This window comes from Bacillus sp. V3B (genome assembly GCF_024494465.1).
In the GTDB taxonomy this organism is placed as follows: Bacteria; Bacillota; Bacilli; order Bacillales; family Cytobacillaceae; genus Bacillus_BD.
On the sequence record NZ_JAETXM010000011.1, the window covers coordinates 52,346 to 73,965 of the forward strand.

16 protein-coding genes, 3 pseudogenes and 1 riboswitch are annotated in these 21,620 nt (G+C 35.7%); of the genes and pseudogenes, 9 read left to right on the forward strand and 10 right to left on the reverse strand.

Annotated features, from left to right (window positions below; all coding sequences use genetic code 11):
• Positions 1 to 105: 105 nt before the first annotated feature.
• Entirely contained in the window at positions 106 to 1,029 is a 924-nt protein-coding gene (locus JMM81_RS13355) for an AEC family transporter (protein WP_256242070.1), read from the reverse strand.
• A gap of 939 nt (positions 1,030 to 1,968) precedes the next feature.
• Positions 1,969 to 2,391 carry a hypothetical protein gene (locus JMM81_RS13360; RefSeq protein WP_256242071.1) on the reverse strand — a complete coding sequence of 141 codons (423 nt, stop codon included), beginning with the start codon at positions 2,389 to 2,391 and terminating at the stop codon, positions 1,969 to 1,971.
• Between the two features lie 393 nt (positions 2,392 to 2,784).
• Here JMM81_RS13360 and JMM81_RS13365 point away from each other — a divergent pair, with 393 nt between their 5' ends.
• Positions 2,785 to 3,591: an MOSC domain-containing protein gene (locus JMM81_RS13365; protein WP_256242072.1), complete on the forward strand. Its 807-nt coding sequence runs from the start codon at positions 2,785 to 2,787 to the stop codon at positions 3,589 to 3,591.
• A gap of 918 nt (positions 3,592 to 4,509) precedes the next feature.
• Here JMM81_RS13365 and JMM81_RS13370 read toward each other — a convergent pair.
• Positions 4,510 to 5,025: a gamma carbonic anhydrase family protein gene (locus tag JMM81_RS13370; RefSeq protein ID WP_256242073.1), complete on the reverse strand. Its 516-nt coding sequence runs from the start codon at positions 5,023 to 5,025 to the stop codon at positions 4,510 to 4,512.
• 102 nt (positions 5,026 to 5,127) lie between these two features.
• Positions 5,128 to 5,480: pseudogene (locus JMM81_RS13375) on the reverse strand (transposase); the annotation flags it as partial.
• An 891-nt stretch (positions 5,481 to 6,371) separates the two neighbouring features.
• On the opposite strand from JMM81_RS13375, the gene JMM81_RS13380 reads away from it, so the two are divergent.
• The 4 genes from JMM81_RS13380 (at position 6,372) to JMM81_RS13395 (ending at position 10,479) form a co-directional block, all read left to right on the forward strand.
• Positions 6,372 to 7,316, forward strand: coding sequence for a DUF6744 family protein (locus JMM81_RS13380; protein ID WP_256242074.1), 945 nt, complete (start codon positions 6,372 to 6,374; stop codon positions 7,314 to 7,316).
• Positions 7,317 to 7,815: 499 nt separating this feature from the next.
• Positions 7,816 to 8,913, forward strand: coding sequence for an AAA family ATPase (locus tag JMM81_RS13385; RefSeq protein WP_256242075.1), 1,098 nt, complete (start codon positions 7,816 to 7,818; stop codon positions 8,911 to 8,913).
• Positions 8,914 to 8,995: 82 nt separating this feature from the next.
• Positions 8,996 to 9,427 (forward strand): hypothetical protein, encoded by a 432-nt coding sequence (locus JMM81_RS13390; RefSeq protein WP_256242076.1) that lies wholly within the window; start codon positions 8,996 to 8,998, stop codon positions 9,425 to 9,427.
• A complete protein-coding gene (locus tag JMM81_RS13395) occupies positions 9,367 to 10,479 on the forward strand; it encodes a VWA domain-containing protein (protein WP_256242077.1) in 1,113 nt (370 codons plus the stop codon). Before JMM81_RS13390 ends, JMM81_RS13395 begins: the two co-directional genes overlap by 61 nt.
• 143 nt (positions 10,480 to 10,622) lie before the next feature.
• Here the strand turns inward: JMM81_RS13395 and JMM81_RS13400 are convergent, their stop codons facing one another.
• From JMM81_RS13400 to JMM81_RS13410, 3 genes are all read right to left on the reverse strand, one after another.
• On the reverse strand, positions 10,623 to 10,946 hold the full coding sequence (locus JMM81_RS13400; protein ID WP_256242078.1) for a Spo0E family sporulation regulatory protein-aspartic acid phosphatase: 324 nt from the start codon (positions 10,944 to 10,946) through the stop codon (positions 10,623 to 10,625).
• Between the two features lie 84 nt (positions 10,947 to 11,030).
• Complete coding sequence (locus tag JMM81_RS13405; protein ID WP_256242079.1) at positions 11,031 to 11,438, reverse strand: nucleotidyltransferase substrate binding protein; 408 nt, start codon at positions 11,436 to 11,438, stop codon at positions 11,031 to 11,033.
• Entirely contained in the window at positions 11,407 to 11,748 is a 342-nt protein-coding gene (locus JMM81_RS13410) for a nucleotidyltransferase domain-containing protein (protein ID WP_256242080.1), read from the reverse strand. The genes JMM81_RS13405 and JMM81_RS13410 overlap by 32 nt, the downstream gene beginning before the upstream one ends.
• Positions 11,749 to 12,094: 346 nt before the next feature.
• On the opposite strand from JMM81_RS13410, the pseudogene JMM81_RS13415 reads away from it, so the two are divergent.
• The 3 genes and pseudogenes from JMM81_RS13415 to JMM81_RS13425 form a co-directional block, all read left to right on the forward strand.
• A pseudogene (locus tag JMM81_RS13415) lies at positions 12,095 to 12,804 on the forward strand (IS110 family transposase); the annotation flags it as partial.
• Between the two features lie 88 nt (positions 12,805 to 12,892).
• Positions 12,893 to 13,600 (forward strand): annotated as a pseudogene (locus JMM81_RS13420) (IS6 family transposase).
• A 237-nt stretch (positions 13,601 to 13,837) separates the two neighbouring features.
• Positions 13,838 to 15,061: a benzoate/H(+) symporter BenE family transporter gene (locus JMM81_RS13425; protein WP_256242081.1), complete on the forward strand. Its 1,224-nt coding sequence runs from the start codon at positions 13,838 to 13,840 to the stop codon at positions 15,059 to 15,061.
• Between the two features lie 1,437 nt (positions 15,062 to 16,498).
• On the opposite strand, the gene JMM81_RS13430 is transcribed toward JMM81_RS13425, so the two are convergent.
• Entirely contained in the window at positions 16,499 to 17,137 is a 639-nt protein-coding gene (locus JMM81_RS13430; protein ID WP_256242082.1) for a recombinase family protein, read from the reverse strand.
• 413 nt (positions 17,138 to 17,550) lie between these two features.
• On the opposite strand from JMM81_RS13430, the gene JMM81_RS13435 reads away from it, so the two are divergent.
• Positions 17,551 to 17,922, forward strand: a complete 372-nt coding sequence (locus JMM81_RS13435; RefSeq protein ID WP_256242083.1) for a hypothetical protein — start codon at positions 17,551 to 17,553, stop codon at positions 17,920 to 17,922.
• A gap of 273 nt (positions 17,923 to 18,195) precedes the next feature.
• Here the strand turns inward: JMM81_RS13435 and JMM81_RS13440 are convergent, their stop codons facing one another.
• Together JMM81_RS13440 and JMM81_RS13445 are read right to left on the reverse strand one after the other, a co-directional pair.
• A complete protein-coding gene (locus tag JMM81_RS13440) occupies positions 18,196 to 18,864 on the reverse strand; it encodes an ATP-binding protein (protein WP_375162384.1) in 669 nt (222 codons plus the stop codon).
• Positions 18,865 to 19,593: 729 nt separating this feature from the next.
• Positions 19,594 to 20,688, reverse strand: a complete 1,095-nt coding sequence (locus JMM81_RS13445; protein ID WP_256242084.1) for a PTS sugar transporter subunit IIC — start codon at positions 20,686 to 20,688, stop codon at positions 19,594 to 19,596.
• 459 nt (positions 20,689 to 21,147) lie between these two features.
• Positions 21,148 to 21,244: riboswitch (glycine riboswitch) on the reverse strand.
• Positions 21,245 to 21,620 lie beyond the last annotated feature (376 nt).

The following is a 21,620-nucleotide window of genomic DNA, read 5'->3' on the forward strand; positions in this document are numbered from 1 at the left end:
GTTCAATATCCTATGTATTTGAAAAAATATTCAGTTGAAATAATTTCAAGCAAAAGGTATGTGCCAAGTTTTTCTTGTTAATGAACAGAATAATGCCATTATCACTTAGAATAAAATACCTGCTAAATAAATAACTAAAGAAACAGTAAAAGCACTAATAATCGTTGAAAATAAAACCACCTGGGCAGCAAATTCAGGGTAGTTCTTGTACTCCTCTGCAATTACAGCACTATTTACAGAAGTCGGCATAGCGGATGCAATCAGTAAGGCCTGGGCAGTAACTCCATCAACTCGAAATAGCCAAATAATTAACAGCGCAATGATTGGACTAATGATTAGCCTAACCGTAAGGCTTGAGTAAACAGCAGAAAGTGCTGTTTTAAATTGGATACGTGCTACTTGGGCACCTAGTGTAAGTAATGCAAGACCTATCATCGCATCTGCAATAATATTAGCTGGTACCAAAATAACCGATGGAATTGGAATATTTAATGCATTACATAATAATCCAGCCATCATCGCATACAAGACTGGCATCTTAAAATAACCAATCATCGCTTTCCACTTACTCGTATTCACCGATTGTAATGCAAAAATCCCATAGGAAAAGGTGAGTATATTTTGCAGCGTTAGTACAATTACCTGAATAGACATCGCAAAAGGATCACCTTTAAATACCAACTCATTAACGGGCACCCCATAATTTCCAGAATTAAAGAAAATGGTACTATTTGAAAAAGTAGTTTTCTCCCCTCGATTTAACCCTAAAACTTTAGCAAAAAGAGTAGAAAAAACATATAAAATAATGACCAATAATATGAAAAACAATAGAACATGCCCAAATAAGCTAGCGGAAAACTGTGTACTATATAATTTCACAAATATAAAAGCGGGAACAACAAAATAAATATTTAACTTGGACAAAGTAGAGATGTCCATCGCAAACTTTTTCTGCAAGATAAAGCCAATTGACATCACCATAAAAATAGGTAAAATAATATCTTTAAAAATTGTAAGTAGTTCTAACAAAAATTGACCTCCGTATAGATAGATTTCATAATAACAAGCATTTCCAGTGATTCTATTTCATATTACTACTTTCTTGGTATCTGGATCAAAGCTCCACTCTAATTGCTTCGTAGAACACCTGTTAAGTTGCTAAGGCAGTCCTTTTATAAAATAATTCAGCAGGAGATGGAAATCATCGAACGGGAAGGAGAAATATACAGGGAACGCATTCAAAAGGAAAAGGAAGAAAAAGAAGAAAGGCGTTCATTAGGAGTATAACAAAAAAGGGTTCCAAATTTTTATCTTAACTAACAAAGAGTCAATCCCCATATTTATGGGGTTGGCTCTTTGTTTATGTGTGTTTTATGTATTTAACAGAATTATGGTAATAGGTGGACTGAATAGTGTACTTTTAACTAAGGGCTTTTCTATTATTATTGTCTAATCATCTTCAATTAGCGGTCAGGTTAGTGCAATCAAGGGATTTAGTAAAATAAGGAAAACAATATTTTCAAAGGAGATCTAGTATGTTCAACAACTTGTTGCTGTAATTGATTAAGAAACGATCGTCATCGACGGTCTTTTTTTATGGTTTCTAATTATATTGCTGATTTTATCTGTAATTCTTAATATGTATCAGTATATTCAAATCAAGCGTTACAAATTGAACGAATGGTCTTACAAAGCATCTTGGCAAGAGGTAATGAATTTAAAAAATCCTATCAGTCTAATACTGTGGTGGATGTTATGTTCTTATTTGATAATCGGGCTTATTTTTGGATTTGTTTCTTTATTTATTCTTTAAGTTTAGGGTGCAAAAAGACGTTCTATTAAAATAATGTAAAATATTCCACTTAAAATAAAGGGGTGCGTTCCTTAAATTAGTGACTGCACCCTTGTTCAATTAACGAAGCACAAGAGTTGAAGAAGTATATAATAAAAGGACCAATAAGTGGTTTTTTAAAGGGAAAAATCTAAAGTGTTTAGTAACTTATCAATTTTTGTTTCAAAGGTAAAAAAATAAGACTTATTTTCATCATCAAATATGAGTAAATATGGCTTTTCATCTTCTGGAATAATAATGATAACTTCATCAATCAGAGCACTCATCCATTTATTTTCTAATTGAAGAGATGGCTCTAAGGGGATTTTGACCATATAACCTTTGTCTGGAATAGGGTTGAATTTTTTAACAATATTATCAATTTCTTTAATGATTTTTTCAGCTTCTGATTGTATCTTAGGATTTGTTGGGGTTGTTTTTATTATCTTACTTTTTTCAATATCAAGAAGTTCAATATTCGTAATGCTTTGTGCACTTACGAGAAATAGATTAAATAGGAAAAATATAGGAACTGATGAAAGCAATATTTTACGAACCACATGTACCACCTCGGTTGTAGCATGACCGAAGATTATTTTTTTATGCTCTATGCCTTATGCTTTATTTCTTATGTTAAAAATAGATTTTTTCGAGGAAAACGTTTGTTAAAAGATATATATGATAAAAATGAGTTAAAACAAGTTGAAAATAACTCTCGATAAAAAACCATATAATTAGCAGTATGGAAATTATTTGGTTGTTATAAAAGATGATAAGTTCTAATGGTGGTAATTACTTGTCTTTGTTTCCATGAGAATGTGAAAAAAGAGTGTTCTCACTCGTTGATAGTTTTTTGAATATTCATACCTTTTTCTTTTGCAAATTTTGTGTAAAACAATATACTTACAAATAAGATAGAATGTATTTCATTAAATATAGGAAGGGTGATTTGTATGACATCCTCAAAGGTTGCTTCAATTTGGAGATACCCCGTTAAGTCAATGATCGGAGAGGAATTAAACGCATGCGAGATTACGGAAAAGGGGTTATTAGGAGATAGAGCTTATGGAGTAATTGACAATGAAACTGATAAACTTGCTAATGCTAAAAATCCACACAAATGGCCCAACATGTTTCAGTATCGGGCAAATTTTATTGATCCCCCGCAGAAGGATGCTGCTATTCCGCCGGTAAGAATCACTTTTCCGGACGGTCGTTCGATTATTAGCACAGACGACGAAAAAAATAAATTGCTTTCAACCAGCTTTAATCGAAATGTTCATTTGTCAACCCCATCCTCAATGGATGTACAGTTTGAAGGATATATTCCTGAAGAAATCGAGGAACTTGACAACAAAGGCTCGATTTTTACAAGAACTTCACCTAAAGACACGTTTTTTGATATTGATATGGTGCATATTATTACAACCTCAACGATTAATTACTTAAGGAAACTGGCACCAGAAAGCAGAATTGAGGCACGGCGGTTCAGGCCTAATATTATTATTGAAGTTCCGAATTCGGAAGCCTTTATAGAAAATAATTGGGTAGGTAAAACCTTAACAATTGGCAGTGTACAACTCAAGATTTCTCAAGAAACAAAGAGGTGTGTAATGACAACATTGGCCCAAGGCGATCTTCCAAAAGATCCAAATGTACTAAGATCTATTGTGAGAAATAACGCCGGAAGCTTTGGAGTTTATGCTTCCGTAGTGAAACCTGGAAGGGTAAGCATTGGGGACAGAATTGAGGTTGATTGAAGCATGGGGAACGCTCCCTAACGGGTCCAGTGACAGGGTTTCTGCTATGAACTGCAAAGTAGTTCACCTTATATGGAAAATTGATAAGTATTTAATTAATGATATTTACCAAAAACATCAGTTTTTGTAATGACATCGTAAAACTTTAATAGTTATTGATACGATCAACTTTGAAGTTTACCAAAAAACATTCCCAAAACGATTACCAAATCTCTTTACAAGAATGTTTGGTCTTAACAGGCTTTATTTTTCCCTTCTAATGGAATTCACTTTGCGGTCTATGACAAGAACCCTGTCACTAGGCCTATTTGAAGGATTCTTATAGCGATTTGGCCGATACAGTTGATACCATGTCGAAGTTTTAAATATCTTTACGTTATGGTGTTAATGAAATTTAAATCATATTTAATTCAATGGGGTGACTTTATAATGATCTGGACCTAAAAGTAAATACGAATATATTAGGCATTAAGTTCGGTATTGAACAGAAATCATGCCTTTACTTGTTAAATGACAATAAAATTATTTAATTTACAATAAAGTCATTTTAAAACAGAATGAAGTCCTTTAATCGACTGGACCAAAGATTAAAGAACATCTTATTTAGCAGTCTGGATTTCCCATTATCTTCGTACGTTCTTCACGTTTTCGCATTTGGGTTTAGTAAGCTATCTACTGGTCTCTCGATATCCCGCATCTCCTTCAGACACTACATTATAATAATACCCTAGATTAGACTTTATAGGCTGTGCCGGTACTTCTAGGGGAGGACTTTCACCTCCGAGAGAAATAACCTTCCAGGATTCGGAAGCCGTTTTACCAAAGTAACGTGCCCCAACCTATATAAGTTATATCTTGCAGCGTTACTGTAAAAGGACAACTAACCGCCGCACAAAGAAAATCCTGGGACAAAATGTCCTAGGATTTGAGTATTTGATTATATATGTAGGTTTTTTCAACGTAGGAATCAATCGATAATTGTATAAGTTCAAAATCCTTATTTGTTAGTTCGCGTACCACTTCTCCTGGTGATCCTAAAACAAGTGAACGAGGAGGAATGATTTTTCCAGATGAAATGAGGGTATTGGCCCCAACGATACATTCTTCTCCAATAACTGCACCATCTAAAATAGTAGAACCCATTCCAATAATCGATCTTTTCTTAACTGTGCATCCATGAAGCACAACATTATGTCCTACTGTTACTTCGTCCTCAACAATAACTGGAGAACCTTCAAATAAATGGATCGTGGCATTATCTTGAATACTACATCTCTCTCCAATTATAATGGCATCTTCATCACCACGTAATACAGCATTAAACCAAATTGAGGTTTCTTTACCAACCTTAACATCACCAATTAAATAGGAACCAGGAGCTAGGAATGCAGTGTTGTGTACGGTTGGTTTTTTTTCTTGATAAGGGATAAGCAAAATACAGAACCTCCTATTATGTTTGAATTTTCATATAACTATATCATACTTGATTTTATCTGATAAAGCGGGAAGTAATAAACTTATTGAGCAAAATCGATAAATAGCTTCTGATTTTCGAACCCTTTTAATCACTTTTTCAACTAATGGCTCTAAGATATGACTGTCATGTGTGTTACCTGGTGTTACGATGATGCCAAGTACAAAGCCATTTCGGTCTGCGGCCACATGGAAGGAATAGGCGAACTGTTTTGTACGTTCGTCTTTGACGTAATAACTACTCTCTGGGTCGGTTGTGTTTTCTTTGATTTCTTTTGATTACTCCTTACCGAACTTATCCGGTGGGAATGGCTTTTTTCATGTTCTTCACGGTCTTGATTAATTTCTTCTTGAAGGCGTTCTTGATATGCATGTGTTTCTTTGTGAACGACTTTCCTCTCGAATTTGCGCCAATTTAATAAACGCACAAGAGGACTTCCCTAAAATGGAAGGTTAGAATCGTTAAAAGGGAAGTTAGTCGGATTATTAATATAGTAAAAAAATACCTTTTTCAGTAATATAGGTAGTTATCTTTCGTAATAAAAGGAAAACAAAATAGAATTTGTGTATAATAAATACAAAATTAGACAAGAATGGGTGAATTAATATACTGAAAAATACAAATACCTGCAAAATTCAAAATATACAATTTACATATAAATAATATATTAAATAGCGTTAATATAAAACGAGTATAGACTATATATAAAACTAGTATGTTGATGAACAGTCTTTAAATCAACAGAATTATCGAATGGTCGGACAATCAAGATGGCAAGTAGCTATTTTGTGTCCGGAGGAGATTCATCTCCCATCTATTTTTATTGGGCTACGCCCTCCTCATTCCTCAGGGAGGGAGTATTGCCGCCTATAAGATATGGAGGGAAAAGAGGGTTATTAGACCTATCAGTGTATTGAAAAATTCTCAGTTATCCAGAATAATGCTAAGTATTGGAAGTGTTGTTGAGGTAAAATATTTCATTATGCTATAATGAAATATATCCTTATAAACTTATCTATACTTCTTATTTTTAGAAGTCACCGTCAGATTTCATTCGTTTCTATACGTCTGAAAATATTCGGCTTAAAAACCCTTTAATGCTCTTGTTGATTTTCAGCAATTGCAGTGGTATATCCACTATGAGACATGATTTTAGCACGACTTTTCCTTAGGTGAAGTATGTCTAATTTTTCCTGTGATCTATTAAAAAATTTAAGATTGAGATATCAAAAGACGATTGTTTTCCCTTATAGGGGTACAGTCGTCTTTTTTTATATATAAAAACCTAAAAGGAGAGAGATTTTAAATGACAAGTGTAATGGATGGACTAAAACAACAAAATATTGTTGCTTCAAAGCAAGGAGGAGAGAATAAGCTAGGGGATCTTTTCTGGTATTCCATCGGCAATCAATTGATTTCTCGTGAGGATTTAAAGCGAAAATTTGATGATGCCAACATGGATCACAAATGGCTGCCAAATCCAATTCGCATTTCTGACGCATTTAGGAGAGCTACAGGAGAAATCCAGAAAAAACAAAAGAGGGTGCCAACCAACGATCCAACAACTTTCCTGAACTTTTTGATTAGAGAGGTCTACTACGATCATAAAAGGGTTCAACGGAACATTGTTATTGAAAAGGTTGATAAAAAAGGGAAGTCATTGGAATATAACTCCACAGCTACAATCATTGAATTTAACAAAGATGATGGTACAATCTCTATTACTACAAACGGTAGTAGAGATGAAGGAGAACAAAAGGCAAAAAGTTTAGCTTATGAATCCAAAGAGCTTTTTAATACGTATTCCAAAAACTATGATGCTCAAACACTGCGGATCATGGTCAAAAACATCCTTGATTCCATGTCGCCCACAGCAGTCCGTCCCAGTGGTGGTGTCTATTTCGTTCCACGAAATCACCAAGATAGCTTAGATGCTGTAGTGGACTTGGTGAATCGTCTTGATAGTTCAGAGGCTTTTTCTGTTCCTTTATTTGATACAAAAAGTAACAGAGGAATGGTGAACAAAAAGATCCGTGATGATATGATTTCTGCCATTTCTAAATGTAAATCTATCGTCCACTTTTCAGGACTGAGAAAATCTCAAGTTACGGATACCCTTAATGAAGCCAGGCGGGTGGTAAAAACATTTAATGAATACCAAAGTGTGGTTAATCTTGATTTTGAATTATTGAGTGATAGTTTAGTGGAATTAAAAAACTTATCGATAGCCGTTATACAAAAGACAAAATAAAAAAATAGAAAGTCATTTTTAATTAAAAGTCACGGGAAAGAGAACACTTGGGTATTTTGTATGCCAATGTGATTTCTTTCCTTTTTTTATTACAAAGAGATTCAGTCAACTACCCACCACTTAATTTTCAACGAAATTTGAAGTGGAGGCTTGAAAAAGCCCTTAGTTGTCTAGCCTAAGTTCTTCGAGAACTACGTTGGTTTGGTTATCACACCTCCGGATGATACTCTAGTCCGTTGCACTGTGCAGGCTCTGTAATAGTTCTGAATGGGTAAGAACGGTCAACCTGATTTTTGGTGATTTTGTCACAAGACCTTACCAACATTGGCGAAGGGTAACTACTCCTATAAAGGAGGAACACTTTATTATAGTGTTCACACTTTAGGCTAACGCCTAACCGAAATTCATCCCCTCCCTATTGTTGGGCTGCGCCCTTCACACGATTGAGGAAGGGGAATTCTTTCGGAAAGCTGTTAAAAACAAAAGGGAGCGATAGTTTATGAATAAAATTCAAGAAATTAAGAAAGCATTGAACCAAAAATACTTTGAAAGAGAAAGCGAAATTGAAGCCATTCTGACGGCCATTCTTTCACGTCAACATGTGCTTTTAATCGGCCCAGCTGGAACAGGTAAGTCAGCTCTTTCAGCCGAGTTTTCCAAGATTATTAAGGATTGTAACTACTTCCAATGGCTCCTCACTCGTTTTTCCACTCCAGAAGAATTATTCGGTGTGTTGAGCCTTAGCGAATTGGAAAAAGGCATGTATAAACGCAATACAACTAGTAAACTGCCAGAAGCTCACTTTGTTTTTTTGGATGAAATTTTCAAGGCAAATTCGGCCATTCTGAATAGTTTACTAACGTTAGTAAATGAGCGTTTATTCTATAACGGTGAAATGCCTGTAAAAGTGCCTTTGATGTCTATTGTTGGCTCTTCAAATGAATATCCAGAGGAAGGGGAAGGTTTAGAAGCATTGTTTGACCGATTCTTGCTGCGTTTTGAAGTAGAGTATGTGAATGATACTCAAAATTTCATTTCTATGCTGCAAGGAAACATCGATCATATAGAGATTCCTTCTATGTCCATGAATGAATTGCTAGAATACCAATTTATGACCGACATGATGTATATTCCGGACGAGGTTTATCAGACTTTAGCTGAAATTCGTATGGATCTCGAAGGTGAAGGTATCAGGCCTTCTGATCGTCGATTTAAGCAAAGTTTGTCACTCTTGAAAGCGAAAGCTTTTATGGAAGGAAGGCAACAAGTGACACGCAGCGATATTATGTTGTTACAAAACACGTTATGGGAAACGATTGAACAAAAAGAAGTAACGGCACAAGTCGTGAGAGAAAACGCACAGGATAAATTTCAAAAATTGATAGAAGAAAGAAAGCAGGAAGCGAATGAATTACAAGTTTCCATAAATAGAGATTCTTCAGTAGAAGAAAGGATAGAGGTTCGAAATAAACTGTTAATCATTCAAAATGAGTTGGATGAAATCTATAAACAGCAGAAACATCCGATGATTCCGGAATTAAGCTCTGACATTCAGAGATTTGCAGATGAAATAGCCAACAATATTCTAAACGTCTAAAAAAGACAGATAAAACAGCCAGAGATCAGATTTTTTCTTTGGTTGTTTTTTTCAAAATAAATTTAGAAGGGAAAGATAATCGATGGATCGTAGAAGTGTCAAGAACTTAAATCGAAGAGAGAGAGTTTATAAGAATCCGACAGTCAATGCGGATTCGTTTGATAAAAGGCAGTTTAATAGTTTACTGAATAAATCTAAAGGACTGCAAGAATTAAAGGGGAAAGGAGACATTGTATTTCCTATGTATTCTCAATTAATGGGGGATATTTGGAGCTCATTTTATAAAAATAAGCCACAATTGTTAGCAGAAATACCAGAAGAGTTGGCTTCTAACCAAGCCTATATACAAACAATCATGAAAGATGAAGAGTTTGAGGATTACCGGAAAAATACGAAGTTTGATGAAGTTTCTGCTGCCCTTTCAACTATTTCATTTGGTAATAAGGTATTGGAATGGATTCAAAAAAACAATTTGAGGACAGGGAGTTTAACAAAGCTATTCAACAGGCTCTGAAAGCTCAACAACAACAGAAACAAATCGAACGACCGTTTGATCAAAACCTATCAGACCAACAAAAAAAAGAGCAGGAAAAGGCTGAACAGCAAATGAAACAAAGTATGCAGCAGTTAACTGAAAAACTTCAACATAAACTGGATGGTTCAGGCCATCAACTACAGTCTATGTTAAAAAGTTCAATGATTGAAGCAAAAGACAGTAAGGATAAGATGGAAAAGCTTATTAGTGGAATGGGACAAGGCAATGGTAAAAGTGAAATTGAAAAAGTCCCTGTAAAGGAACAATTTGAATTAGCAGAAATGTTACAAAAAAATCCAAATCTGAAGGAGATTGCTGATTGGGCGGGACGATTCAAGCAGATTGCCCATGCCAAGCAGAAGCATTTACATCATGAATCTATCGAACGCAGTGGTGTAACAATCGGAAATGAAGTAGATCGTCTACTTCCAATGGAGCTTTTCAATCTGGCAATCTCACAAGCAAAAGCTGATTTTATTAGGCGTTTTGCAGAGGGTCAGACCATGATTTACGACAAAAAAGGCAAGGATACATTGAGAAAGGGCCCCATTATTCTGTGTCTGGATCAATCGGGGTCTATGAAGAAATTAGATACCCAAAGTAAAGGGTTCGCTCTTGCTTTGTTGGCTATAGCTAGAAAACAAAAAAGGGATTTTGCATTGATCACATTTTCTACAAGTGCAGAAGTTAAAGTATTTCCAAAGGGGAAAAGCACCACGGATGACGTAATCCAATTAGTTGGAGACTTTTTAGGTGGTGGAACAAACTTTTATGAACCTTTAAAAAAATCATTGTCACTTATTGAAGAAAGCCGTTTTAAACAGGCTGATATTGTATTTGTGACGGATGGCCAAGCAAATCTTCCAGCTGATTTCATGGAAGAATTTAGGCGTACAAAGGATAAGAAGAAGTTTGAATGTCTTTCAGTTTTAATTGGGGTAGAAGTTGATATTGATACAGTGGAGAAATTCTCTGATAGAATAATTGATGCTGCTGATTTCATGGAAGCCAATGAGGCATTTAGCATTTAAACCATATTTAGAGGAGATAAAGACTTTAGAATGATTCTAAGGTCTTTATCTAATAATATATCGATTTAGTGGTGGATAGTTGATTTTTGAGTTTCTTCCATATTTAGAGTAAATACAAAATAAGTTGTTTGAATTGTTAATTCCTAAACAGCTTTATTGTCATTTAACAACATGTTCCTATTTTTGGGTTTTTCGTAAGAAAGTTTTTGATAAATCGTGATGAGTTCGTCTAATTTCTGACTGCAACAAAGGGTGTCATGGCTATTTAATCCAGTTGTTAGCGCAACCTGGATTAATTCCTTTTTCAATTGATTGATTCTGTCCTCTAATTCATCTATCTCTATAGAAAACATAGAAAGAGGCGTCATATTGAACCAAGTAAAGAAAGATACAAAAAAGGCAAACGACGTAGAATGTAAAGTTCTAATACTATCATTATTAACCTTAAATAAATCTGCAGCTTCCATGTAATATAATCTCTCCTTCTTATGAACTTACGTCATCTTACGAGACAGCACGATAATATTACAGGCATGTTTGTACAAACCAAACTACATTATCTTTGATATTTCTTCCTCCAATTTATCGTACAAGTTGGATAAAAGCTGGCTATATTGACTCTTAACTTTCTCATAAATTAGTTTAGCTTCTTCCTCATCATAAAGATGAGAGGTTTTATTACGATCTACCATCATATCAATCCATTGTTCCCCGTCTTCAATTAAGCCGTATGTAAATGCTTCTCTTATCGTTGCCCTAGGACTTTTAATTTCAGTAATCCCTGTATATTCTAAGAACATTTTCATCAACTTCCAACTTAATTCAAACGTGAACTCAAATCGCTGGATAACACCATCGAAAACAATATCAGATTCTATTTGAATTTTTGTTGCTTCATTCAGTCTAGTACTCGCACGTTTGTAATCGTTAAGCTTCTCGTAGAGCCTTTCCTTGTTCATATATAACTATCCCTTCTTTCCTAATATTGGAAATTAGTTTCTCCTTATTTAGACGATCCATAAAAACAACATCAATTTTTAACGGAGTGGGCATTTCATTAATAGCTTGTTCTATTAAGTTTTGCTGAGTATGAGAACTTTCTTTTGTAAAAACAGCTAAATCAATATCAGAGGATCTATGGTAATCACCTCTTGCTCTTGAGCCAAATAATAAAATTTTATCTATGTGATCCTTCTTCAAGCAATAGCTTTGTAATACACTAATAAAACGTTTTGATATTCCTGTTTCATTCCATTGAGGATATATCATGTTTTTCACCTCAATCCTTTATAGCAACTTACAATAATTTTAACATAAATATCCAAATTATGTTTGAGTTCTTCTTCAACTAAATGGTCCTTTCATATTATAAGGTCAATCAGAAAAGAAAAAATTTCTGGTTGACCATTTTTTATATCGATATATGATTACGGTAGCTGGGGTAGAACGTAATGGCCCTTGGGACTCGATCCCGTCCGTTAAACAGTTCACCCCCTACTTGTAGAAACATGATTGAGGCTGGTCGGGACAATGATCTCGTATAACAAGCGAAGCTATGATACTACATGGAGGAATAGGGGTTAACGGTTAATAGATTTTCAGGAGGGGATAAATGATGAATCCAGTCATAGGTCTGGATGTGGCAAAAGGTGAAAGTCAGGTTCAAGCAAAAAGCAGCCGTACAAAAAGAGCTTCAAAGTAGCACATACTCTTGAAGGGTTAAATTGTCTTTTAGATTTTATTAGAGAAGTAGAAGATGTATCAGGAGGACGGCCTCCCATAATATTAGAATCAACTGGACATTATCACACACCTATTGTGCAATATTTCGAGGACAGAGGGTACTTACTGATTATCGTGAACCCTCTCATATCATATCGGGCTAAGAGTTCTAGTTTACGTAAGGTAAAGACTGATATTATTGACGCTCATCACCTCTGTGATTTGTATTATAAAGAGGACTTAGAGCCTTACAAACAACGAGGAATCCAACTTTTAAACCTTCGTAATCTTACAAGACAACACGAAAATATTACAGGCATGTTTGTACAAATCAAACTGCAATTTCAGGCAGTTCTGGATCAAGTATTTCCTGAATACTGTGGAGTTTTTGGAGCCTTATATTCGGATGTTTCTTTACTGACTTTACAAGCATTTCCTACTTCAGAAGAAATCTTGGAAGCAGGCGAAGAAACCATTGCTAACAAAATAAAAGAGTTTTGTAAAAGTCGTTCACAACAATGGGCAAACAGTCAGGCAGAAAAACTAATGGCTGCCGCAGCTCAAAACCCATTTCAGAAAGCCTTATATAATAGGGTTCTGGTGCAAAAATTTCAAACCACTTGTAAGTAATCTTTGAATCTTGGACATACTGAATACTGATACTAGTACTCTAAAAAAGGACGTGATTAGTATGGAAAAGCAAAATCTATTCAAATGGAAACATGATCAACCTGATCTTATTTTATTAACCGTAAGATGGTAACTGCGGTACAACCTCAGTTTTCGTGATTTAGTCGAAATGATGGAAGAACGTGGCTTATCGATGGCTCATATAACCATTATGCGTTGGGCGCATCAATATGGACCTGAATTAGATGAACGAGTACGACGTTATCTTAAGAAAACCAATGATTCCTGGAGAGTCGATGAAACCTATGTGAAAGTCAAAGATCAATGGATGTATCTGTATCGTGCCGTTGATTCAGAAGGGAATACCATTGATTTTTATTTAAGTAAAGTAAGAAATAAACAAGCAGCCAAGCGCCTTTTTAAGAAAACCTTGGCTTTTTCGCACGTTTCTAAGCCTCGTGAGATAACGGTAGACAAGAACCCGGCTTATCCCATCGCTATCCAAGAGTTAAGAGAAGAAAAGCAGATGCCTGAAGGCATTCAACTAAGGCAAGTTAAATATCTAAACAATATCGTGGAGCCGGATCATCGCTTTATTAAAAAACGAATTCGCCCGATACTTGGATTAAAATCCTTACGGTCTGCCAAACGAATTATTGAGGGGATAGAGGCTATGCACATGATCAAAAAAGGACAGATTCCCCAAAGGGAGAAGTCTGTCCAAAATCAAAAAGAATTCATCCATCAACTGTTTGGACTAGTTGCATAGGACCAGGGGTCACTAGAAATCTTTCGCTTTTTTATGTTTTCTTCAAGTATTTGCACCAGAACCAAAATATTTTCTCATAATGTACTCCAAATGGTAAACAATATGACAAATGAGGTTGGTCGACGTGACTCAACAGACTTATCATACATAGTTGCAAAAAAGGAATGGGAGTATGATAATCCATGATCACTTGTCGATTACAAGAAACATGAAAAAATAAAGGATTGAGGTGAAGGTATGAAGGTTGAAAAGGGTATTGGATTTAAACATGTATTTTCAGATTTTTTTAGGGATATGAATCTTCAGAACTTTGGCGCAGGGCTTGTAGCGGGTATCTTCGGTTTAAGTGCAGGGGCTATTTTTCTGAGTGCAGGTACCGCTGGTGGTCTGGGAACCGATTTCATTATGATTTGGGTCACTAGCTTTTATTTAATCAATGGATTATTTGGAATACTTGTGCCAGCTTATTACAGACTACCGATACCAATGGCTAATTCAATCCCCGGTGCCCTTTTATTTGTGGCGATTATTCCAGTCGTAGGGGTTGGACCAGCGTTAGGGGCAACCTTAATTGCAGGATTTCTATCATTTCTAGTTGGACTTTCTGGTGCAATGAAACATGTTATGCGTTTTACCCCGGCACCGATTGTCATGGGTATGATTGGCGGAGTGCTTTTGAAATTTGGTTTAAATTTAGTGGAACCGTTTGAGAGTGCAATAGTACCAGCGATCATTATGATTGGAGCATTTGCGTTGACGATGAAATTTCTTCCTAAATTTCCAGCAGTACTTGGTGCTTTAATTGCCGGTATTATCTATCTTTTGGTGATTGGTGTTAGCTTTGCAGATGTCGAATTTGCCATAGATTATCCAAGGTTTGTCTTACCAGAATTTTCGCTCTATGCTTTCCTTGCTTATGGTCTGCCGTTAACAATTATTTTAATAGGTGTGGAAACTCCAGCAGGCGTTGGTTTGGTTAAATCAGGTGGATACAAAGAGGTTCCAGCAAATGGGATCACAGCTATCAATGGGTTCGCAACGATGGTTTCCGCATTCTTCACCCTTCATAGTACATGTATTGCAGCACCAATGACGGGTATTTGTGCCTCTCGCGATGCAGGGGATAGAGATAAGAGATGGGTCGCTGCGGTTATCGTTGGTATCATTTTTGTGTCAAGTGCTGTTTTTTATAGTGGGATCATCGCAATTTTCGGAGCAACACCACCGTATTTTGTTGCTATTATTGCAGGGCTTGCTTTAGCAAAAGTGCTAGCTTCTGCCATCGGGACAGCTGTGGGCGGTGAAACACATCAATTAGGTGGGTTATTTGCTTTCTTAATCGCAGCATCTGGTATCCAGCTGTTTTCCATCGGTGCGTCTTTTTGGGCTCTCGTTTTTGGGATAGCCATATCTCTTCTTGTGGAAACGAAAGACTTTAAATTTGGCAATAAAATGTTTTGACCCATGTTTGATATCGTATTTTTCTATCAAGTCCCACATCGCACAAGGTAATTTATTTTACTTACTTCTTCTTGTTGTCCTTGTTGTTCTGGCTCTGCTCGATCTTCTTCTGCGTCTCCTTCGAGATCTTGATCTTTATGTTAGACCCGATGTCGTTCGGCTCCGACTTGCCGTCCTTCTTACTCATGTGGGTTCCTTTCATTCTTGTCTTGGGGGGCTTTCCCCTGCTGACATGAACAACTCTAGCACGCTCACGCCACCCGTCAAAGCTGAAACGGTGTGACCTACCTCACACTCATTCCTCCATCAAATCAGTTAACAAATTTTCCAATCGTTCAACTCTATCTGTCATTTTTTCCATAGCTTAAATGTTTTTTGCAATGATCATTTCCAGTCGCATTCTTCTTTCAGTTATTTCTTTTTCATGTGCCATTTTTTCACTGCAATTGGGTCTATGTTTTTTAAAAATATGTCCATGATTTATCTCTCCTTTTGAACAAAAAACAATTTCGGGCTTACCACTATCTAAAAAGAGAAAAGAGCATAGGGAAAAACTGATATCACCGAGGGTGATATACTAGGCAAAGCCTAGTGTTTTTACGATATTATGAAAACTCTCTAAATGCTCCCTTCGTGGTCACTGAATTAGTCCTGAGTGTCCCCTTTGTGGTTCGATCTTTAGACCTAAAATGTCCCCTTCACCTCCCTAGGTGGGCTGATTGTGCTCACCTGTTTTTCATTATTTTTGATAAAAAAAGAGAAGAGAGAAACCAAAGTCCCCTTCTCTTTTTTTGTTTGTTTTTTATTATTCTTTTCTATGTTTTTTGCGATAGTTAGCGATATTTCTACTTAAAGCTTCGCCTGTATTTTGTCCAATTTGGTACGTTCGTTTTACTGTTTTTACGGATGGATTGTTGCGAACTTTATTAGAAACAATTTGTCCTAGATGTCGAGTTTCCCTATCCGTTCTTTTTTCTTCTAGGGGTATGGAAACGATTCTGGATTTCAGGGGCCACTATGGGGGTAAATACCATTTAATCAATTTTGAGAAGTGTATTTGAGAAGCTTTAAACCTTGAAAATCAATAAATCATTACATTATCAATAGGGTACACTCTATTGATAGTAATCGAAAAAGCATTTGGACCGTTCTAAAATCTAGTTTGTAAAGTTATGTGCAAATTACCTTGTCAAAAATACGCAAAATAAAATGTAAAGTGACAAGCTAGCAATCTCTCATAACTGACGTAACAAAAGTATGTAACAATATCATTTGTAACAATACTTGTAAAGGGATATTTTTGATACAATATATGTTACGGGGGAGAGGATACATATGAAATTTGGATACATGGATTTTGGTGCAAAAACTTCAACACAACCTCTATAAAATTAATATTTATTAAATAACACTGATTCTTGGATCTATAAATTAACATCACTGTACATTTTCTAACCGACTTTTTTCTATTATATTGTCTTTCTCATATTCTTTCACAAATTTATAAAAAGCATTCTTTTTAATATTCAGTTGTTTCATAGCCTTTGTTGCGGTGATTTCACCATTTTTCCATGCAGCATATACTTCTCCAAAATTTTCGGGTATTGGATTTTTAGGTCGCCCAAATTTTACTCCCTTTTTTAAAGCAATATCAATTCCTTCTCTTTGGCGAGTACGAATCTTCTCACGTTCTTCTTCGGCCATCCATGATAAGATTTGCAAGACAAGATCAGCGATTAAAGAACCTAAATTATCTTTATTTTTTGTGGTATCTAATAAAGGCATATCGAGTACAACAATATCAACGCCTTTCTCTTTGGTCAGCTCTCGCCATTCGCTTAAAATCTCCTCTTTATTTCTGCCGAAGCGATCTAACGAATGGACATATAAAATATCTCCTTCACGTAATATTTCTTTCAATAACTGGTAGCGAGGACGGTCAAAATTTTTCCCCGATTGTTTATCTGTATAAATATCACGTTCATCTATACCCATTTGTAACAAAGATTCTCTTTGACGAGCTTCATTTTGATCTTTGGTACTAACTCGTTCATATCCGAATTTTTTACTCGGCATTTTTGCACTCACTCCTATCCAATTTTTTCCATTTTACCAAAGATACGTTTAAAAAACTATATACCTATTAATAAACGTTTATTAAGTAATTTTAAATATTTTTAAACGCTTATTTAAGTATATAAAAGATTAGATTTTTGTGTCCTAGAAAAGTATACTTTTTAAAATAGGGTGAATTAAAGATAGACTAAATAATAGTCAATGTGAGAGATGGGAAGTTCCTGCATTTGGACTAAATCTAAGCAGGAAAAATCAACAATACCTAGTTTATTCACTTTCTACATCTTATATCTTCCACGGTGACCACGCTGATCGGGTGGTCACAGGCACCGAATTGTTATAAGTTTATTTATTTAGGCTCATCTCTTGCTGCTGCAAATGGAATAAACCCTATACCAGTGGTCGATGTCACTGTGGATCTCTCTATACTTACAGGAATCTTTGATCGCATAAGAAAATCTTTTGGTTTAAGTAAAGAAATTATTGAAGATAATAAACCTTTGTATAATGAAAGGTTACTTTCTATTGCAAATAATGTCTTAAAATATTCTACTAAGACAGCAATCACTAAATCACTCGAAAAAGTTGCTAAAGACCAACTTGAGAAACAAGCAGTCAAAACAACATTAAAACAGATTGGAAAAAGGATACCACTAATAGGTCAAGGTATTTCAGCCACTACATCATTTATTGTAACCTTTGCGGCCAGCAAGAGTTATTGTAACGATTGCGCAGAAATTGCTATAGCAATTCTAAAAGATAAACTCTATTCCAGTACAAATTAAAATATATTTTTCGAAATAAAAATAAACCCCTTAGTTAAATAAAAGGGGTTTATTTTATCTACCACTCCTAATATAGTTAATTAAGTTCCAACCAGTTCTGTAAACCAATAATCTCCGTAAGCATTCCATAAAGTTCGTGGTCAGACCCCAACTCAGTTAAAGTTTAAAGCGATAAAGTACGAAGGTAAGGCAGAGGGCAAATGTGCTCTGTCTTCTCTAAATATAAAAGTAGAAGGTCGTAGCCAGACAACATATCCATCTTACATTTGATTCTTATCCTTTCCCTACCTTCATCTGTTCTTTGTTATGATTCTCACGCCTTAATGTGATCGCTTTCCAAATCGATTCATCCGTGATCTCTTCACAGTCCGATAAATCAGATATGGTCCTTGCAAGACGTATCATTTTAATTTCAACACGATTACTCCATTGCTGTTTGGACGAGATTTGCCTGATCATATTTCGCTGGTTTTCCTTCAAGGGACTTGTTGCTGACAATTTTTCAAATGAAACCTTAGCATTGCAAATTTGTTCTTGATATCGTTCATATTGTCTTTTCCTTGCTCCTTCTACCCTATTGCGGATTTCAGCGGATGATGGCCGTGATTGAGAGGATTGATCAAGATTAACTGATTTTAAAGAAAGCAGAATATCGATTCGATCATGGATCGGCCCTGAAATTCTATTTCTATACGATTGGATTTGTTTTGGAGTACAAGTACAGTAATGAGTATTGGAACCAAGAAACCCACAAGGGCATGGATTCATTGCAGAAATGAGAATAAAAGCAGCAGGATACTTAACAGTAGAATGTACTCGACTAATTGTGATCTTCCCCGTTTCAAGCGGTTGTCTTAACATATCCAATGTCTTCTTTGGAAACTCCGCTATTTCATCAAGAAACAAAACCCCATGATTCGAAAAAGATAAAAAACTAGATATAGGATTATGACCAACACTGAAACACTAGATTTTGTATCTAATTCATCTTTTTTATCTTTATATAATGTTGTTTCTGCAAGAATAGATAGTATGGGGGATAGATGTATTTATAAATGAGGCAAATAAAAAAGCCCACCACCGCTTCATGGTGATGAGCTAAAAAGACGTGTTTCTTCTATCGTAAGATCACTAATTCCATGCTGGGCGTTTCTAACTTGCTTGCCGACAATGAGCATCGATTCTTCCTCATCACATATCATATCGATTTTCTAAGCAATTCTTCGATATCACTTTCTTTGTAATTAAGCTCTGCAAAAGTAGTTGCACCAATTTTTATCGCCTTATCATTGGATACATTGTACATATTAATTGCCTCCCAAAAAAGAGACAAGTTGATTTGATATTTTTACCATATCATATTTTGTGTAAATATGATTGACGTAAGAAAAAATAATAATCAACCCTCCTACCCGGACAAGGTACCTGTCCCTATGTCCTTTGCAGCGGCGAAGATTAATCTGGCTATACAATCCTCACCAGCAGGGTACTGAACATCAAAAAGAGAGAGCATGTAATGTCCATGCTCTCCCTTTTCTAATCTATAGGACAGTTTTAGATTGAATCGAAGATCAATGTAAATCCAGTCCGGTGAGCACCGTACCCAAGCGACATCCGCCCCACTCGTCCACAAAAATGGTAACCGGACAAGGTACCTGTCCCCATGTCCTGCTATGCATTCATACTTTCAGGTTTCAGGTTAGATTCCTTTACTCTTGCTTCTTCATTTTTTTCTTCTAATTCCTCATCATCCCTAGTTAACAGCTCTTCTTCGGTTTTAATTGGGTAATTTTTAAATATAAATGAGCAAATCCATCCAACTGTGACTCCTAGTACGGCGACAATTAAGCCATATAGGAGGACTTGTACAGGCGGGTTCCAAGCAAATGTAGATGCAAATCCTGGAACAACCGCAGCTGTACCTGGAGAATCATTTACCAAACCTGATAAAGCTATTACAACACCTGCTATTCCCCCATAAATAAAGTTTGTAACGTATACTGGGATTGGATTGGCTGCAATAACATGAGCTTTTGTTAAAGCTTCAATCGCTACTGAAATAGTTTCTTGTGGTGTAGTTAATCCCATTTTACGGAAGAATGTGTAATTCAAGAACCCAGAACCGAAAATCGCCATTGCAGCGATAGCCATTGGTTGGCCAGTAAGACCCATAATCGCAGTTAAAGCCATTGAACTAAGCGGAGCTGTAGAAGTAACAGTCAGTACTCCACCTATGATAATTCCCATTACAATAGCTGATTGAGATTGCGCACTTTCCAGGATACTTCCTACATTCAACAGTATTCCGTTAACTGGCGGAGCAATCAGAGCGGCAATGAAATAAGTTAATGGCGTTGCAATAAAAACAATAGCTATTAAATTGATTCCATTAGGGACTCTATCTTGGAGCCATTTTACAAGGAATGAAGCAAAATATCCGGCAATGAAACCTGGTAAAATCCCCATATTAGCCAGTGGAAGCGATATCATTAATGCATAGCCTGGTTGAACTTTTAATGCCATAGCAACCAGCGTACCTGCTGCAATACCGGATAAACTTCCTGCTAAATTACCAATCTCTTGAAAGACAGCAATTCCCAACATATCCCCTAAAACAGAACCGATTAAGGCCTCAATCAAGAAACTAGCTACCGCAGCACCTGCCAAAGCATTCATAGCTTTAGATCCATACGGTGCCTTAAACGTAAATAAAGAGAACAACGCTAAAATGACTAAAAGTGAAAGGGTACCAATCAATACATCCATCAAATATTCCTCCTACAATTAAATTTTGGGGTAAATTCAATTCACCAAAGAAAAGAGAGCCCTTTCAAAAAAGTGAATTCAAATGATAATTTTTGTTTTCATCCTATTTAACCATTAGTTTGGGCTTGTATAAAATACTTCTTTACTTTGCGACACAAGATAAAATCATTAACTAATCTCTTGCAAAATGCTTGTCATATCGAAATTCCCATGAAAATGTTGCATGCATATAAACTTTGCAATTTTCAAAAATTTAAAAAGACATCTGAACAGATTGTCGAAAAAAAACTAATGAATGTGCTGAAAGACCTTAGGCGGATTAAATGAAAAATCGCTTCACACTACCCGTCCACCCCCTTTTATCAAATTTTCCATTTAACGTGTGTAACTCTCCAGTGACGTAATTTTAGGCACAACAAAAAGGACAGAGAAGGGCAGAGAAAGCACAATGTGTTTTCTCTGCCCTTCTCTGTCCTTTTACCTGAGAGTTTAGCTCAATGGAGCTGTTCCCCGTCGGTGACGTATCTATTCATACGTTCTCTCCAGAGGCGTGTCCAGTTGCAGTTTTTTCTACCTGAGAGATTCGCTCCAAGGGTCTTTGTTGGAGTTTGCTCCTTCGGCGGCTTATCATAAACGCTCTCCTGCAACTTTCATCCACCTATATTTTCTATATTTTCTATATTTTTAGAATAATCTCAAAGGCCCATCATGTCAATAAAAAATAGAAAACGCTTTCATAAATGAGTAATTATTCATACTCACTAGTGCTGCATTAATTGAAACTATGTATATATGGAAATTGTATTTGTATGGATGACCATAATATAGCATTCGTAAAATAGTAGTTTTAGAAAAAATAGTTTGAATAATAAGAATAGATTGACATTTAATTATTTAACAATTATTCTAAAAATATAAAAATTAAATATGAG